Here is a 14,301-nt window from a genome sequence, read left to right on the forward strand (position 1 = left end):
TTCCGGGCCCAATGACGGGGTAGAAGCGCACCTTCGACGCATCGCGTCACGGCTCGCGCGTCGGGAGCGGGGCCGACGTCGGCTCCGGCGCCGACGCCGACGCTGCCGCCGACGCCGGCTCCGTGTGCCGGGCCGTCAGCTCGCGCTTGAGCACCTTGCCGCTCGGGCCCAGCGGCAGGTCGGCCGAGACGTGCACGACGCGCGGGTACTTGTACGCCGCGACGTGCTCCCGCATGTACGCGACGACGGCGTCCGGGTCCACGTCGGCCCCGTCGGCGGGCACGACGGCGGCGTGCACCTCCTGCCCGCGCGCGGCGTCGGGCACGCCGAACACCGCGGCCAGCGCGACGCCCGGGTAGCGGGCCAGCACCGCCTCGACCTCGGTGGGATACACGTTGTAGCCGCTGCGGATGATCATGTCCTTCTTGCGGTCCACGATCGTCACGATGCCGTCCGCGTCCACGGTGCCGAGGTCGCCGGTGCGGAACCAGCCGTCCACGACGGCGGCCGCCGACGCGTCGGGCCGCCCCAGGTACCCCTTCATCAGGTTGTGCCCGCGCACCACGATCTCGCCGAGCTCGCTCTGCTCCCCGGTCGCCGAGCCCGGCGCTGAGCCCGCCGCTAAGCCCGCCGCCGAGCCCGACGCCGGCACAGGCAGCAGCTCGACCCGGTCCTCCACGTCGGCCACGGCGACCGCCACGTCGACGCCCCACATGGGCCGCCCCACGGTCCCGGGCCGGATGGGTTCGGACGTCACGTTGAAGGTGCACGACGGCGACGTCTCGGTCAGCCCGTAGCCCTCGTGCACCTGCGCGCCGAACGCCTCCTCGAACGCCTCCAGCAGCGCCACCGGCAGGGCCGCGCCGCCCGAGACGGCGAACCGCAGCGGGGGCCGCGCCGCCGTCCGCCGGGCCGCCTCGACCAAACCCGCGAAGTTGGTCGGCACCGCCGTGAACACGGTCGCGCCGTGCGCCACCAGCAGCTCCAGGGCCTCGTCCGGGTCGAACCTCGGCAGCAGCACGATGGACGCGCCGCGCCGGAACGCCATGTTCAGCACCGCCATCTGGCCGAACGAGTGGAAGAACGGCAGGCCGCCGTACACGACGTCGTCGGGCCGCAGGTCGAACGAGTCGATCAGCGAGCAGTGCACCTGCTCGACCATGGCCAGGTGCGAGCCGACGGCGCCCTTCGGGGTGCCCGTGGTGCCGCTCGTGTACAGGATCGTGGCCGCCGCCAGGGGGTTGACGCCCGCGTGCCGCTCGATCGGCGTGGCGCCGGCGGCCTCGTCCTCGAGCCGCGCCACCGGTGTGCCCCGCTCCGCCAGCCCGCGGGCGGCGTCCTGCGGCAGCAGCACGGTCAGCAGCGGCACCCCGGCCCGCGCGGCCGCCGGCGCGGCCTCGGCCAGCATCGGGGCGGCGACCACCACGACGTCGACCCCGGCGTCCCGCAGGACGAACTCGATCTCGTCGGTGCGGAACAGCAGGTGCACCGGCACCACCACGGCGCCGAGCGCGAGCGTCGCGTAGTAGACGCGCGCGAAGTCGGGCACGTTCGGCACGATCATCGCCACCCGCGAGCCAGGCCCGATCCCCCGGGCCGCGAGCGCCCCCGCGTACGCGCGGGTCTGGTCCCAGAGGTCGCCGTAGGTGGTGGCCTGCCCCAGGAAGTACAGGGCGGGACGCTCGGGGAACCGGCGGGCGGTCTCGGCGAGCATGCTCGCGATGGACAGGGTGCCGTAGCCGGGCCCGTCGACGGCGGGGTCCGGGGCGGCCGGGGTGGGCGCGGCGGGGGTGGGCGCGGGCGCGTGGGTCATGTCGGGTCTCCTTCGACGTTCGACGGGGTTGACCGGGTGGGCGGGGCGACGCGCGCCAGGTAGGGCGCGCGCCGGCGGAGCTCGGCCCGGCCGAGCCCGGCGAGGTGCACCTCGTCGGGCCCGTCGGCCAGGCGCAGGGTGCGCACGCCGGCGAGCAGCTCGGCCAGGGGGTGGTCGCCGGAGACCCCGGCGGCGCCGAACACCTGGACGGCGCGGTCCAGGATCTGCCCGACGGCGCGGGGTACCGCGATCTTGATGGCCTGGATCTCGGTCATGGCGGCCCTGTTGCCGACGGTGTCCATGAGCCAGGCGGTCTTGAGCACGAGCAGGCGCAGCGACTCGATCTCGATGCGCGAGGTGGCGGCCCACTCGCGCACCACGCCCTGGTCGGCGAGCGGCCCGCCGAACGCGACCCGCTCGGCCGCGCGCTCGCGCACCAGGTCCAGGGCCCGCTCGGCCATGCCGAGGGCGCGCATGCAGTGGTGGATCCGGCCGGGGCCGAGGCGGGCCTGGGCCATGGCGAACCCGTCGCCCTCGCCGCCCAGCAGGGCGGACGCGGGCACGCGGACGTCGTCGAACACGATCTCGGCGTGGCCGCCGTGGTCGCGGTCGTCGTAGCCCAGCACGGTCAGGCCGCGCAGCACGGTGACGCCGGGGGTGTCGCGGGGCACGAGGACCATGGACTGCTGCCGGTGGCGGGGCGCGTCCGGGTCCGTCTTGCCCATGACCACCAGCAGCCCGCAGTCCGGGTTCATCGCGCCGGTGGCGAACCACTTGCGGCCCGTGATCACGTACTCGTCGCCGTCGCGCACGATGCGCGTGGCGATGTTCGTGGCGTCCGACGACGCGACGGCGGGCTCGGTCATGCAGAACGCCGACCGCTGCGCGCCGTCCAGCAGCGGGTCGAGCCAGCGTTCGCGCTGCGCGGGTGTGGCGAAGTGCGCGAGCAGCTCCATGTTGCCGGTGTCGGGCGCGGCGCAGTTCATGGCGACGGGCGCGAGCTTCGGGCTGTACCCGGTCAGCTCGGCCACGGGGGCGTACTGCAGGTTGGTCAGGCCGCCGGAGCCCGGGCCGGCCGGGCCGGCCGGGCTGCCCGGCGGCAGGAACAGGTTCCACAGCCCGCGCTCCCGCGCCGTGGCCTGCAGGTCGCGCACGACGGGCCGGAACGACCAGTCGTCGGGGGCGGCCTCGAGCTGCGCGGCGAGCACGGGCTCGGCGGGCAGCACGTCGCCGGTCAGGAAGTCCCGGACCCGGCCGGTGATCTCCCGCGTGGTCGCGTCGGGTGCGAGGTCCATCAGGCGCCCCCTTCCGTGGTGGCGCCCCGGGGTGGGGCGACGACGCCGGTCGCGGCGCCGAGCCGGGCCAGCCCCTCGGCGGCCAGCGGCGCCACGAGGGCGCCGATCGTGTCGAACCCGGCGCCCACGGTCTGGCCGCCGGTGTACCGGTAGTGGATGCCCTCGAGGATGACCGCGAGCTTGTAGCAGGCGAACGCCCGGTACCAGGCCAGGTCAGGCACGGCGGTCCCGGCGCGGGCGGCGTAGGCGTCGATGACCTCGGCGAAGTCCGGGTAGCCCGCGCCGGGCACGATCGCCCCGGCGACGCCGACGACGCCCGCCTCCTGCGTCAGGTCGTGGATGTCCCAGTACATGCCGAGCATGCCGAGGTCCACGAGCGGGTCGCCGAGCGTGGCCATCTCCCAGTCCAGCACCGCCGCGACGTGCGGCGCGTCGGGCGGCCCGGCCACCAGCACGTTGTCGAGCCGGTAGTCGCCGTGCACGATGCCGGAGCGCGCCCCGTCGTCGGGCACCGCGTCCGCCAGCCGCTCCTGGAGGGTGTCCAGGAGCGGCTGGGGCCGCGACCGGGAGGCGTCGTACTGGCGCCGCCAGGTCTTGAGCTGCCGGCCGAGGTACCCGGCGGGCCGGCCGAAGTCGGCCAGCCCCACCGCCGCGGGGTCGGTGCCGTGCAGGTCCGCCAGCACCTCGGCCAGCTCCGTCGCGAGGCGGCCCAGGCCCGCGCGGGTGAAGGCCGCGTTGTCCTCGGGCCGGGCCAGGACGGCGCCGGCCACGTGCTCCATGACGAAGAACACGGTGCCCGTGACCTCGACGGCGGCGGTGTCATCCACCACCGCCACCGTGGGCGGCACCGGGATCGTCCCCGCGAGCGCCGTGATGACCCGGTGCTCGCGGCGCATGTCGTGCGCGCTGGACAGCACGTGCCCCAGCGGCGGGCGGCGCAGCACCAGCGGACGGGAGGCGCCGTCCACCCGGTAGGTGAGGTTGCTGCGGCCGCCCGTGATGAGGGTCGCCGTGAGCCCGGGGCCCGGGCCCTGGCCCGAGCCCTGGCCCGCGCCGGCGTCCGGCCCCGTGAGCTCCGGGTGCTCCCGGGCCAGCCAGGCGGCCAGGCCCGCGACGTCCAGGCCGGGAAGTTCGTGCGTCATGGTTCCCCTCTCGTGCGGTGGTTCTGGTGGTTCCGGGTCACTCGGTGACCGGTATGCCCTCGTTCTCCAAGGGCACCTGCGTGGGCTCGACCGGGGTGGCCCCGGCCTCGGACACCGTGTAGGCCTCGTCGGTGAAGTCCTGCACGCCGTCCGCCACCACCGCGATGCGGACGGTGCGGTGCGCAAGATGATCCTCCGCGGAGTAGGTCAGCGGCGCTATGCCGTTCCCCTGCAGGTCGCCGGACTCGATCGCCGCCACGATCGACTCCCGGGTCGGCTCGGGTCCCGCCGCCGCGAGCGCCTCAGCGAACTGGTAGCCCACGCTCATGCCGTAGGTGGTGTTGCCCGTGTAGGGCGCGCCGTCGTTGTACTCGTCGTTGATGCTCGAGAACAGCTCGTACCACTCGGAGGACGGGCTGTTGGGCAGGTAGTTCACCGAGACGAGGCCCTCCAGCACGGGGGCGACGTCCGCGCCGAGGTACTCCACGAGCGTCGGGTGGTCGGCGCCCGAGGAGGAGACGTGCCACTTCGGGAACCAGTCCATCTGCGCGGCCGTGCCCACGGCCAGGGCGGTGAACCCGTTGATGGTGCCGAGCACGTTGTGCGTGCAGCCGGCCTCCTTCATGGCGCCGATCTGCGCGGTCACGTCCTGGTCGGCGGTGGAGTAGGTCTGGCTGCTCGCGACCTTCCCCTCGCCCACGGCGAGCTCGACGCCCGCCAGGATGCCCTCGCCGAAGTCGTCGTCCTGGCCCAGCACGCAGACGACGGCGTCCGGCTCGGTGTCCAGCGCGTACTGGGCGAGCGCCGCGCCCTCGGTCACGTAGTCGGCGTTGAAGCCGAACGTGTTCGGGTACTCGTCGGGCTGGTCCCACGTCAGGGAGCCGGAGGCGACGAACAGGTCGGGCACGTCGTTCTGGTCCAGGTAGTCGAGCACGCTGGAGTGCGTGGGCGTGCCCAGGCCGTTGACGACGGCGAAGACCTGGTCCTCCTGGACCAGCTCGCGCACCACGGTCTGGGTGTTCGCGGGGTTGTAGCCGTCGTCCTTGACGACGTACTCGATCTCGCGGCCGTGGATGCCGCCGTTCGCGTTGACGTAGTCGAAGTACGCCGCGGTGGCCGCCGAGATCGACGCGAAGCCGGCCGCGGCCGGGCCCGTCAGCGGCTGGTGGGTGCCGATGACCACCGTGTCGTCGGTGACGCCGGGCACCTCGGCGGCCGCGGGGGTGGAGCAGGCCGACAGCGCCGTCGCGGCGGTGAGCCCGAGGACGGCCGCGGCGCCCACGGAGCGGGGGCTGGTCGGGCTGGACAAGGAAGCAGTGCGCATTTCCGTTCACCTCACTGTGTTGGGATGACGTGCTGGGAATGGACTTTGCGGTCAGGTACGAGCGGGTCGGGCCCGGCCCAGCAGCCGGGCGAGCCCGCCCGGCCAGAGCACGGTCACGACGATCACGACCACGCCGAACAGCGCGATCTCGACGTTGCCCTGCAGGCGGTGGCCCAGCTCGGCGGGCAGGGCGGTCGTGGCCTGGTCGACGACCCAGGGCAGCAGCGTCACGAGCACCGCCCCGATCGCGGCGCCGCCGAGCGAGCCGAGCCCGCCGATCACGGCGGCGACCACGAGCAGCAGCGAGAACCCGAGGCCGTACGCCCCGGGGCTGACCTGCTGCGTCACGATCGCGAGGACGACGCCGCCCAGGCCCGCGGCGAGCGAGCTGACGGTGAACGCCCCGGCCTTGACCCGGCCGGGGTCGACGCCGGCCAGGCGGGCCGCCGTCTCGTCGTCGTGCACCGCGCGCATGCGCAGGCCCGCGCGCCCGGCGCGCAGGGCGACGAGCGGCGTGACGGCGCAGGCCGCGACCAGGATCGCGAGCCAGGCGTGCCACTGCTCGGTCGCGATGAGCGCCGCCAGGACGTCGGGGACGGGGACGAACGGGGCGCGCACGCCCTGCTCCCCCGCCAGGCCGGGGATGGTGCTCGCGGCCGAGGGCAGCGCGATCACGAGGGCGAGCGTCAGGCCCGCGAGGTAGGGGCCGCGCAGCCGGGCCGCGGCCAGCCCGAGCAGCAGGCCGAGCAGCCCCGAGGTGACCAGGGCGCCGGCCACCCCGGTGAGCAGGGGCAGGAGCCAGCCGCCCACGCCGTCGGACACCGCGGTGCCCTCGATCGCGGTGGCGACCCCGGTGGCGGTCAGGGCGTACCCGTACCCGCCGGCAGCCATGAGCACGCCGTGCCCCAGGGAGAGCTGGCCGGTGAGCCCGACCAGCAGGGTGAGGCCGGCGACGGCGACGAAGACCCCGGTCGCGGTCGCGAGCTGGTAGTTGCGGTACGGGTCGAGCAGGAAGGTGGCGCCCAGGGCCAGGAGCGTGAGCAGGCCGGCGCGCAGCAGGAGTCTCGGTCGGGAAGTTCTCATGCGACCCGGGCCTCCCGCGCGGCGAAGAGCCCCTGCGGGCGCACGAGCAGCACGACCGTGAGCAGCGCGAGCACCGCCAGGGGCGCGGCGGCGGCCGAGGCGTACCCGGTCACGAGGCTCGCCAGCACGCCGACCGACAGCCCGGCCACCAGCGCCCCCACGGGCGAGTCGAGCCCGCCGACGACGGCGGCGGCGAACGCGTTCACGAACAGCACGTCGGCGGCGTGCGGGTCCAGGCCCAGCCCCGTGGGCACCAGCAGCAGGGCCGCGAGCGCCGCGGTGGCGATCGAGAGCGTCCAGCCGAGCGTGACCATGCGCGGCACGCGCACGCCCAGCAGGCGCGAGGTCTCGGGGGCGAACGCCGCGGCGCGCAGCTGGAGGCCCAGCGAGGTCCGGTTGAACAGGAGGGCGAGTCCGCCCATCACGACGGCGGCGACCACGAGCACGAACAGGTCGTAGGGACTGAGCAGGTTCACGCCGCCGATCGCGAGGGGCCGCTGCGAGAACGGCGCGTGCACGGGCCGGTGGTCGGGTCCGACGGCGATCGCGAGCCCGGCCTGGAGCACCATGACCAAGCCGATCGCCACGATGATGCCGGCCAGCGGGTTGTCCTGCGGCACCAGCCGCATGAGCCACCGCTCGACGACGGCGCCGAGCAGCGCGCCGGTCGCGAGCGCGGCGGCGAGCCCCAGCCAGTACGAGCCGGTGGCGGACGTGATCGCGACAGCGACGTACACGGGCACGACCGCCAGGGCGGCCTGGGCGAAGTTCACGACGCGGGCAGCCCGGTAGACGATCACGAGCGACAGGGCGAACAGGGCGAGGACGGCGCCGCGCGCCAGTCCGGTCGACAGCAGGAACACGAGTCTTTCCACGGCAGGTCTCCTCTCGAAACCGGCTAGAAGCCCAGGTAGGCGTGGCGGAGGGCGGGGTCGGCGGCCAGCGCGGCGGCCGGGCGGTCGGCGACCACCTCCCCCAGGGACAGGACGACGCCGCGGTCGGCCACCGACAGCGCGCCGGTGACGTTCTGCTCGGCCAGGAGCACGGTGAGCCCGGTGGCCTCGGCCTGGTCGCGGAGCACGCCGAGGAGCTGGGCGACCACCAGCGGCGCCAGCCCCAGGGAGGGTTCGTCGAGCAGGAGCACCGCGGGCCGGGCCACCAGGGCGCGGGCGAGCGCGAGCATCTGCCGCTCGCCCCCGGACAGGGTGTGACCTGCGGCGTCGCGACGCCGCGCCAGGGGTTCGAACAGCTCGTACATCTGCCCGACGGCGGCGTCGCGCGCGGCGCCGGTGTGCCCCCACAGCGCGCCGAGCCGCAGGTTCTCCGCGACGGACAGCTCGGCCACCACGGAGCGCCCCTCGGGGACGAGCGCGAGCCCGCGGCGCGCGCGGTCCTCGGTGGGCAGCCCGGTCAGGTCCGCGGCGTCGAGCAGCACCCGGCCGCCCCGGACGGGGACCAGGCCCAGCAGGGCGCGCAGCAGCGTCGTCTTGCCGGCGCCGTTGGCCCCGAGCAGCGCGACGACGCCGCCGTCGGGCACCTCGAGGTCGAGGCCGTCGAGCACGGGGGCGCCGTCGCCGTAGCCGACGACGAGGCGCTCGATCGTCAGGGTGCTCATGCCGATCCCTCCGGGGCGCCGGTCCCGGCGGGGACCCCGAGGTAGGCCTCCTCGACGGCGGGGTCGCGGCGCACCTCGTCCGGCGTGCCGGCGGCGATGACGTGCCCGAAGTCGAGCACCACCACGCGGTCGGTCACGTCCGTCACGAAGTCGACGTGGTGCTCGACCAGCAGCACGGAGCAGCCGTCGCCGGCCACGTCGCGCACGGTCCCCGCGAGCCGGTCGATGTCCGCGGGGCCGAGCCCGCCGGCGGGCTCGTCCAGGAGCAGCAGCCGCGGCCGGGTCACCAGGGCGCGGGCGAGCGCCACGCGCTTGCGGTCCGGGTAGGGCAGCGTCCCGGCGGGCACGGCGGCCAGGTCGCCCAGGCCGAGGGCGGCGAGGGTCTCGCGGGCGGCGTCGAGCCCGAGGGCCCGGACGCGCGGCCGCACCCGCGGGCGCGGGCCGGTCAGCGGCACGAGCACGTTCTCCAGCACCGTGAGGCGGTCGAACAGCCCCAGGCCCTGCAGGGTCCGCGAGACCCCGGCCCCCAGCAGCCCGGTCGCGGACGACGGCGCGGGCGCGCCGTCCACCCGGACCCGGCCCCGCCGGGCGCGCACCAGGCCGCACACGGCGTTGAACACCGTGGTCTTGCCCGCGCCGTTGGGGCCGATGAGCGCGACGGTCTCGCCGTCGGCCACGGTGAAGGACACGTCGTCCACGGCGGTCAGGCCGCCGAACGTCACGGTCAGCCCCGAGACCTCCAGCCGGGGCGGGCTGTCTGCCTTGTTCGTCGTCGTCATCGGCACCTCGTCGTGTCGGATGGAGCTGGGATCGGATGGGCTGGATCGGGGAAGAAACCGACCGGCCGGTTTGTCACGGGCCCGGAACACCCGCAGCCGCCCGGCCGGTCGTCTACCGGTGCGGTATCCCGCTGGTCATGCCGCCGTCGACCACGATCTCCTGGCCGGTGATCCACGCCGACGCCTCGCTCGCGAGGAACAGGATGGTCCCGGCCAGGTCGTCGGGGACGCCCGGGCGGCCGAGCGGGATGACGAGCGCGTCCGGGTCGATCCGCGTGCTCATCTCGGTCAGGACCAGGCCGGGGTGCACCGAGTTGACCCGGATCCCGTCCTTGCCCAGCTCCACGGCGAGCGACTTGGTCAGGCCCCGCACCGCGAACTTGGAGGCGGTGTAGCCATGCAGGTTCCAGCTCCCGCGCAGCCCCTCCACGGAGGAGATGTTGATGATCGAGCCGCGCCCCGCCGCCTTCATGGTGGGCACCACCGCGCGGCAGCCCAGGAACACGCCCGTGGCGTTGACCGCCATCACGGCGTTCCACTTGGCGAGCGTGAAGTGCTCGATCGGAGCCGCGTTGGCGATGCCCGCGTTGTTGACCAGCACGTCGACGCCGCCGAGCGCGCCTGTCACCTCGCCGACGACCCGCTCCCACGCGTCCTCGTCGGTCACGTCCAGGTGCGCGAACCGGGCCCGCTCCCCCAGCTCCTCGGCCAGCGCACGGCCCTCGGCGTCCAGCACGTCGGTGATCACCACGTGAGCCCCGGCGTCGTGCAGGATCCGGACGTACGCCTCGCCGATGCCGCGGGCCGCGCCCGTCACCAGGGCGACCCGGCCGGTCAGGTCGTGCAGCCCGGCGGCCGTGGGGCCCGCGCCCGGGGCCGTCATGCCGCCACCTCGTCGCCGACCACCGCGTCGTCGGCCACCCGCACCACGAGCCGCCCCGTCGTCGCGCCGCCCGCGAGCCGCGCCACCGCGGCGGGAGCCTGGTCGAACCCGACCACGTCGCCCAGCGCGGGGCGCAGCACGCCGTCGGCGGCGAGCCGGGTCAGCTCGCCGTGCGCGGCGTCCACGAGGTCGGGCCGCCGCTTCTGGTAGAGCGCCCAGTGCAGGCCGAGCACCCCGTAGTTCTTCACCAGGGCGAGGTCGGCCCGGACCTTCGGCTGCTGCCCGCTCGCGAAGCCGACCACCACGATGCGCCCCTCGAACGCCAGGCAGCGCGTGGAGCCCTCGAACGAGTCGCCGCCCACCGGGTCGAACACGACGTCCACGCCCGGTCGACGCAGCGCGCCAACCCAGTCGTCGTCGCGCAGGAACACCTCGTCCGCGCCCGCGGCGCGGGCCGCGGCCACCTTGCCGGCGCTGCCCACCACCCCGACCACGCGCGCGCCGGCCGCCCTGCCGAGCTGGCACGCGGCCGTGCCCACGCCGCCGGCGGCGGCGTGCACCAGCAGCGTCTCCCCGGCCCGCAGACCGGCCCGCCGGTGCAGCCCGAACCACGCCGTCTGGTAGGCGATCGTCAGCGCGGCGGCCTGGGCGTCATCCAGGGCCGACGGCGCCGCGTGCACCGCCTGGGCCGGGACCGTCGCGTACTGCGCCAGCACCCCGATCTTCGAGCCGACGACGCGGTCGCCCACCCGCACCCGCTCCCCTTCGGTCACGCCGGGCCCGAGCGCCACGACGTCGCCGCACAGCTCGATCCCGGGCACGAACGGCAGCTCCGGACGCTCCTGGTACTCGCCGCGCGCCAGCAAGACGTCGGGAAAGTTCACCGCGACGGCCCGCACCCGGACCAGCACCTCGCCCGGACCAGGCTCGGGCACCGGTACGTCGTGCAGCTCCATCACCTGCTCGGGCTCCCCGTGGGAGACCACGCGCCACGCCTTCATCGCCGTGGGTGGGTTCACGTCTCAGTCCTTCCTGCTGCTGTGTCCGGTGCTTCTGATGCCGCGCAGGAACAGCTCGGTGAGCTGCTCCGCCACCTCGGCGGTAGTCTCGGGCCCCGCGGGCGAGTACCACTGGGGCAGGTAGTGCACGTCGGAGAAGAAGTTGGCGATGAGCACCGCGGTGGGCACGTCGTCGCGGAACACCCCCTCCTTGATCCCGCGCTCCAGCAGCGCCTGGAAGTCGTCGTTGTACGCCCGACGGCGCCGCTTGACCTCCGCCTGCCGCTCCGGCGCGAGCATGTGCTGGCTGCGGGTGAACACGGTGCCCTCGGCCAGCAGCTCGATCGACGTCGTCACCACGTCCTCGCACACGGCGCGCAGCACCTGCTCCACGTCGTCGCCCCGCTCGTCGCCCGCTGCGACGAGCTGGTCGAGCCGCGCCTTCTGCAGCGACAGCATCCGCTCGTAGATCGCGAACAGGAGGTCGTCCTTGGAGGCGAAGTAGTGGTACATCGCCCCCTTGGTGACGCCCGCGGCGGCGACGATCTGCTGGACGCTCGTGGTCGCGTAGCCCTGCGAGGCGAACAGGTCGAGGGCGGCCCGCAGGACCTGGTCGTGGACGTTCGTGGTGCGCATGGCCACATCCTTCACCGTCGCGGGCGCACTCGTGCCACGGCTCACCAGGCCGCCCGCACGCTCGCCCCGCCGTCGACCAGGAGGGTCTGGCCGGTCACCCAGGCGGCGTCGTCCGACAGGAGGAAGGCGGCGGGCCCGGCGACGTCGTCCGGCACGCCGAGCCGGCGCAGGGGGTAGGCGCGCGCCGCCTCCTCCTCGCGCCCCTCGTACAGGGCGCGCGCCAGCCGCGTCTTGACGACGGCGGGCGCGAGCGCGTTCACGCGGGTGGCCGGGGCGAGCTCGTCGGCGAGCTGCACCGTCAGGTTGATCAGGGCCGCCTTGGAGACGCCGTAGAAGCCGATGTTCGCGGCCGACGTCGTGCCCGCCAGGGACGCCATGTTGACGACGGAGCGCAGGGCGGGAGAAATGGTCACCGCCTCGCGCGTCCACTCCAGCGCCGCGATCACGTTGACGTCCAGGATCTTGCGGGCCGCGCCCACGTCCAGTCCCGCGAGCGGCCCGTAGGCGGGGTTGATCCCGGCGTTGTTGACCAGGTGGTCCAGCCGCCCGAAGTGCTCGACCGTCCGCGCGATCACCTCGGCGCGGTGCCCGGCGTCGTCCGCCTTGCCCGCCACGCCCACGGCGCGGTCCGCGCCGAGCCCGGCCACCGCCTCCGCCAGCGTCCCGGGGTCGCGGCCGGTGATCACCACCCGGCCACCCTCGGCCACGATGCGGCGGGCGATCGCGAGCCCGATCCCCCGGCTCGCGCCGGTGACGAGCGCGACACGCCCCTCGAACCTGCGCCCGGGCAAGCTCCCGAAACCTTCGGCGACGTCGTCGTCAGCCACGCGTACCTCCGTACCGTCTGGTCGGTTTGTAGGAGGGACCGTAGCACGGCCCGCCCCCGGCGGATAGAGTGCAGAGCAGGAACAGATGTCCCTTATGCATCAATCTGCATTCTGTTGCACACGACACCGGGTTGACGGTTGGATGACCTGATGACGACCACGACGTCGAGCATCGCGACGGTCGGGCTGCAGGCGGCGCCGAGCCGGCTCTCCGCCCGGCTGGCCACGCACCCCGAGGCGCAGCGCGTGCTCGACCTGGCGCGGGACACGTTCATCGAGGGCTACCGCATCGACATGGGCCCCCTGGCCACGCAGCTCGGCGTGGACCGCACGTCGGTGTTCCGCTGGGTCGGCAACCGGGACGCCCTGCTGTCCGAGGTGCTGTGGTCGCTCGCCGTGCCCACGCTGGTGCAGGCGGAGCACGCGACCGAGCACCTGAGGGGCGCCGAGCGGCTCGCGGACCTGCTGACCACGTTCGCGCACGACCTCATCGTGGCCGACTACTTCCGCGCGTTCCTGCGCCGCGAGCCGGCCCGCTCCCTGCGCCTGCTCACCACCGCGGACAGCCCGATCCAGCGCCGCTTCGTCGCGACCGTCGAGTGGCTCGTGGTCCGCGACCTGGGCGAGGAGCCCTTCGGCGGCACCATCACGCCCGAGGAGCTGGCCTACCTGCTGGTGCGGGTCTCGGAGTCGCTCACCTACGCGGACCTCATCACCGGCGACGAGCCCAGCCCGGCGCGGGCCCGCACGGCGTTCCGCCACCTGCTGCGGGTCACCTGACAGAGTGGGCCCCATGGATTTCACTCGTCCCTACCCGCCGGACCCGTACACGCTGCTGCCCGCGCCCGCCGTCTTCGCACTGAAGAGCACCGACCTGATCGACGGCGAGCGCATGCCGGACGCGCACGCCGCGCACGCCCGGAACATCTCGCCCGCGCTCGAGTGGAGCGGCTTCCCCGAGGGCACCCGGTCGTTCGTCGTGACCTGCTTCGACCCGGACGCGCCGACGCCGATGGGTTACCACCACTGGACCGTGGGCGACCTGCCGGCCGACGTGACGTCGCTGGAGACCGGCGCGGGCGCACCCGACGGGTCGGGGCTGCCCGCCGGCGCGTTCCAGACCCGCAGCGACGGCCACACCCCGGGCTTCGAGGGCGCCGGCCCGCCGCCCGGCGACCACCCGCACCGGTACATCTTCGCCGTGCACGCGCTGGACACCGCGCCCGGCGAGCTCGGCCTCGGGCCGGACAGCACCAACGCGCAGGTGGCGTTCAACGTGTACTTCCACCTGCTGGGCCGCGCCACGCTGACGGCGACGTACAGCCGATGAGCGACCACGCCACCCTGCCGACCCTGGGCGACCTCGCCTGGGCGCCCGCGCTGGAGCACCCGGAGCTCCTCGCCGAGTCCGTCCGCGCGGCGCTGGCCGCCTGGGCCGCGACCGACGAGCGGGTCGCCGGCCAGGTCGCGGTCACCGAGATCGACCCGGACCACGCCGACACCGCCACGCTCAACGAGCTGCACGACCTGCCGCCGGAGGCCTCGGCCAACTGCGTGCTGGTGGCCGGCAAGCGGGCCGAGGAGGAGCGCATCGCGGCCTGCGTGGTGCCCGCCAGCACGTTCGCCGACGTCAACAAGCGCGTGCGCAAGCTGCTCGACGTGCGCAAGGCGTCGTTCCTGCCGACCGACCGCGCCGTGGCCGACTCCGGCATGGAGTACGGCGGTATCACGCCCGTGGGCCTGCCCGGGCACTACCGCGTGCTCGTCGACTCCCGGTTCACGCAGGACGGCACCATGGCGCTGATGGGGTCCGGCGTGCGGCGCTCCAAGCTGCTCATGCCGGGGCCGCTGCTCTGCGTCATGCCGGGCGTCGAGGTGGTCGAGGACCTCGGCGTCCTGCGCTGAG

The 14,301-nt window shown here is 74.6% G+C and carries 15 protein-coding genes; 3 read left to right on the plus strand and 12 right to left on the minus strand.

The annotated features are described in order from the left end of the window. Positions 1-46 precede the first annotated feature (46 nt). From ACFWEJ_RS19220 to ACFWEJ_RS19275, 12 genes are all read right to left on the minus strand, one after another. Positions 47-1,813 (minus strand): AMP-binding protein, encoded by a 1,767-nt coding sequence (locus ACFWEJ_RS19220; RefSeq protein ID WP_377230797.1) that lies wholly within the window; start codon positions 1,811-1,813, stop codon positions 47-49. Further along, a complete protein-coding gene (locus ACFWEJ_RS19225) occupies positions 1,810-3,108 on the minus strand; it encodes an acyl-CoA dehydrogenase family protein (protein ID WP_377230798.1) in 1,299 nt (432 codons plus the stop codon). Before ACFWEJ_RS19225 ends, ACFWEJ_RS19220 begins: the two co-directional genes overlap by 4 nt. Further along, positions 3,108-4,250, minus strand: a complete 1,143-nt coding sequence (locus ACFWEJ_RS19230; RefSeq protein ID WP_377230799.1) for a phosphotransferase family protein — start codon at positions 4,248-4,250, stop codon at positions 3,108-3,110. The genes ACFWEJ_RS19225 and ACFWEJ_RS19230 overlap by 1 nt, the downstream gene beginning before the upstream one ends. 37 nt (positions 4,251-4,287) lie before the next feature. Then, positions 4,288-5,574 (minus strand): ABC transporter substrate-binding protein, encoded by a 1,287-nt coding sequence (locus tag ACFWEJ_RS19235; RefSeq protein WP_377230800.1) that lies wholly within the window; start codon positions 5,572-5,574, stop codon positions 4,288-4,290. 51 nt (positions 5,575-5,625) lie between these two features. Then, positions 5,626-6,657 carry a branched-chain amino acid ABC transporter permease gene (locus ACFWEJ_RS19240; protein WP_377230801.1) on the minus strand — a complete coding sequence of 344 codons (1,032 nt, stop codon included), beginning with the start codon at positions 6,655-6,657 and terminating at the stop codon, positions 5,626-5,628. Next, the gene (locus ACFWEJ_RS19245; protein WP_377230802.1) at positions 6,654-7,532 is read right to left on the minus strand and encodes a branched-chain amino acid ABC transporter permease; all 879 of its coding nucleotides are present in this window, start codon (positions 7,530-7,532) and stop codon (positions 6,654-6,656) included. The genes ACFWEJ_RS19240 and ACFWEJ_RS19245 overlap by 4 nt, the downstream gene beginning before the upstream one ends. A gap of 23 nt (positions 7,533-7,555) precedes the next feature. After that, entirely contained in the window at positions 7,556-8,272 is a 717-nt protein-coding gene (locus tag ACFWEJ_RS19250; RefSeq protein WP_377230803.1) for an ABC transporter ATP-binding protein, read from the minus strand. Next, on the minus strand, positions 8,269-9,051 hold the full coding sequence (locus ACFWEJ_RS19255; protein ID WP_377230804.1) for an ABC transporter ATP-binding protein: 783 nt from the start codon (positions 9,049-9,051) through the stop codon (positions 8,269-8,271). Before ACFWEJ_RS19255 ends, ACFWEJ_RS19250 begins: the two co-directional genes overlap by 4 nt. A 112-nt stretch (positions 9,052-9,163) precedes the next feature. Further along, positions 9,164-9,934 carry an SDR family NAD(P)-dependent oxidoreductase gene (locus tag ACFWEJ_RS19260; protein WP_377230805.1) on the minus strand — a complete coding sequence of 257 codons (771 nt, stop codon included), beginning with the start codon at positions 9,932-9,934 and terminating at the stop codon, positions 9,164-9,166. Then, complete coding sequence (locus tag ACFWEJ_RS19265; protein ID WP_377230806.1) at positions 9,931-10,953, minus strand: NADPH:quinone oxidoreductase family protein; 1,023 nt, start codon at positions 10,951-10,953, stop codon at positions 9,931-9,933. Before ACFWEJ_RS19265 ends, ACFWEJ_RS19260 begins: the two co-directional genes overlap by 4 nt. Before the next feature lie 3 nt (positions 10,954-10,956). After that, positions 10,957-11,568, minus strand: coding sequence for a TetR/AcrR family transcriptional regulator (locus ACFWEJ_RS19270; RefSeq protein WP_377230807.1), 612 nt, complete (start codon positions 11,566-11,568; stop codon positions 10,957-10,959). A 41-nt stretch (positions 11,569-11,609) separates the two neighbouring features. Further along, positions 11,610-12,395 (minus strand): SDR family oxidoreductase, encoded by a 786-nt coding sequence (locus ACFWEJ_RS19275; RefSeq protein WP_377230808.1) that lies wholly within the window; start codon positions 12,393-12,395, stop codon positions 11,610-11,612. A gap of 150 nt (positions 12,396-12,545) precedes the next feature. Between ACFWEJ_RS19275 and ACFWEJ_RS19280 the strand changes: the two genes are divergently transcribed. The 3 genes from ACFWEJ_RS19280 to ACFWEJ_RS19290 are packed head-to-tail and all read left to right on the plus strand — an operon-like array spanning position 12,546 to position 14,300. Then, positions 12,546-13,175 (plus strand): QsdR family transcriptional regulator, encoded by a 630-nt coding sequence (locus ACFWEJ_RS19280; RefSeq protein WP_377230809.1) that lies wholly within the window; start codon positions 12,546-12,548, stop codon positions 13,173-13,175. 13 nt (positions 13,176-13,188) lie between these two features. Next, on the plus strand, positions 13,189-13,725 hold the full coding sequence (locus tag ACFWEJ_RS19285) for a YbhB/YbcL family Raf kinase inhibitor-like protein (protein WP_377230810.1): 537 nt from the start codon (positions 13,189-13,191) through the stop codon (positions 13,723-13,725). After that, complete coding sequence (locus tag ACFWEJ_RS19290; RefSeq protein WP_377230811.1) at positions 13,722-14,300, plus strand: YbaK/EbsC family protein; 579 nt, start codon at positions 13,722-13,724, stop codon at positions 14,298-14,300. The genes ACFWEJ_RS19285 and ACFWEJ_RS19290 overlap by 4 nt, the downstream gene beginning before the upstream one ends. Position 14,301 lies beyond the last annotated feature (1 nt).

Origin of the sequence: Promicromonospora sp. NPDC060204 (assembly GCF_042728455.1) — a bacterium.
Taxonomy (GTDB): domain Bacteria; phylum Actinomycetota; class Actinomycetes; order Actinomycetales; family Cellulomonadaceae; genus Promicromonospora.

Bases quoted from the DNA above. Each gene is read 5' to 3' on its own strand.
- ACFWEJ_RS19220 (WP_377230797.1), bottom strand. From the start codon at position 1,813: ATGACCCACGCGCCCGCGCCCACCCCCGCCGCGCCCACCCCGGCCGCC.
- ACFWEJ_RS19225 (WP_377230798.1), bottom strand. From the start codon at position 3,108: ATGGACCTCGCACCCGACGCGACCACGCGGGAGATCACCGGCCGGGTC.
- ACFWEJ_RS19230 (WP_377230799.1), bottom strand. From the start codon at position 4,250: ATGACGCACGAACTTCCCGGCCTGGACGTCGCGGGCCTGGCCGCCTGG.
- ACFWEJ_RS19235 (WP_377230800.1), bottom strand. From the start codon at position 5,574: ATGCGCACTGCTTCCTTGTCCAGCCCGACCAGCCCCCGCTCCGTGGGC.
- ACFWEJ_RS19240 (WP_377230801.1), bottom strand. From the start codon at position 6,657: ATGAGAACTTCCCGACCGAGACTCCTGCTGCGCGCCGGCCTGCTCACG.
- ACFWEJ_RS19250 (WP_377230803.1), bottom strand. From the start codon at position 8,272: ATGAGCACCCTGACGATCGAGCGCCTCGTCGTCGGCTACGGCGACGGC.
- ACFWEJ_RS19255 (WP_377230804.1), bottom strand. From the start codon at position 9,051: ATGACGACGACGAACAAGGCAGACAGCCCGCCCCGGCTGGAGGTCTCG.
- ACFWEJ_RS19260 (WP_377230805.1), bottom strand. From the start codon at position 9,934: ATGACGGCCCCGGGCGCGGGCCCCACGGCCGCCGGGCTGCACGACCTG.
- ACFWEJ_RS19270 (WP_377230807.1), bottom strand. From the start codon at position 11,568: ATGCGCACCACGAACGTCCACGACCAGGTCCTGCGGGCCGCCCTCGAC.
- ACFWEJ_RS19280 (WP_377230809.1), top strand. From the start codon at position 12,546: ATGACGACCACGACGTCGAGCATCGCGACGGTCGGGCTGCAGGCGGCG.
- ACFWEJ_RS19285 (WP_377230810.1), top strand. From the start codon at position 13,189: ATGGATTTCACTCGTCCCTACCCGCCGGACCCGTACACGCTGCTGCCC.
- ACFWEJ_RS19290 (WP_377230811.1), top strand. From the start codon at position 13,722: ATGAGCGACCACGCCACCCTGCCGACCCTGGGCGACCTCGCCTGGGCG.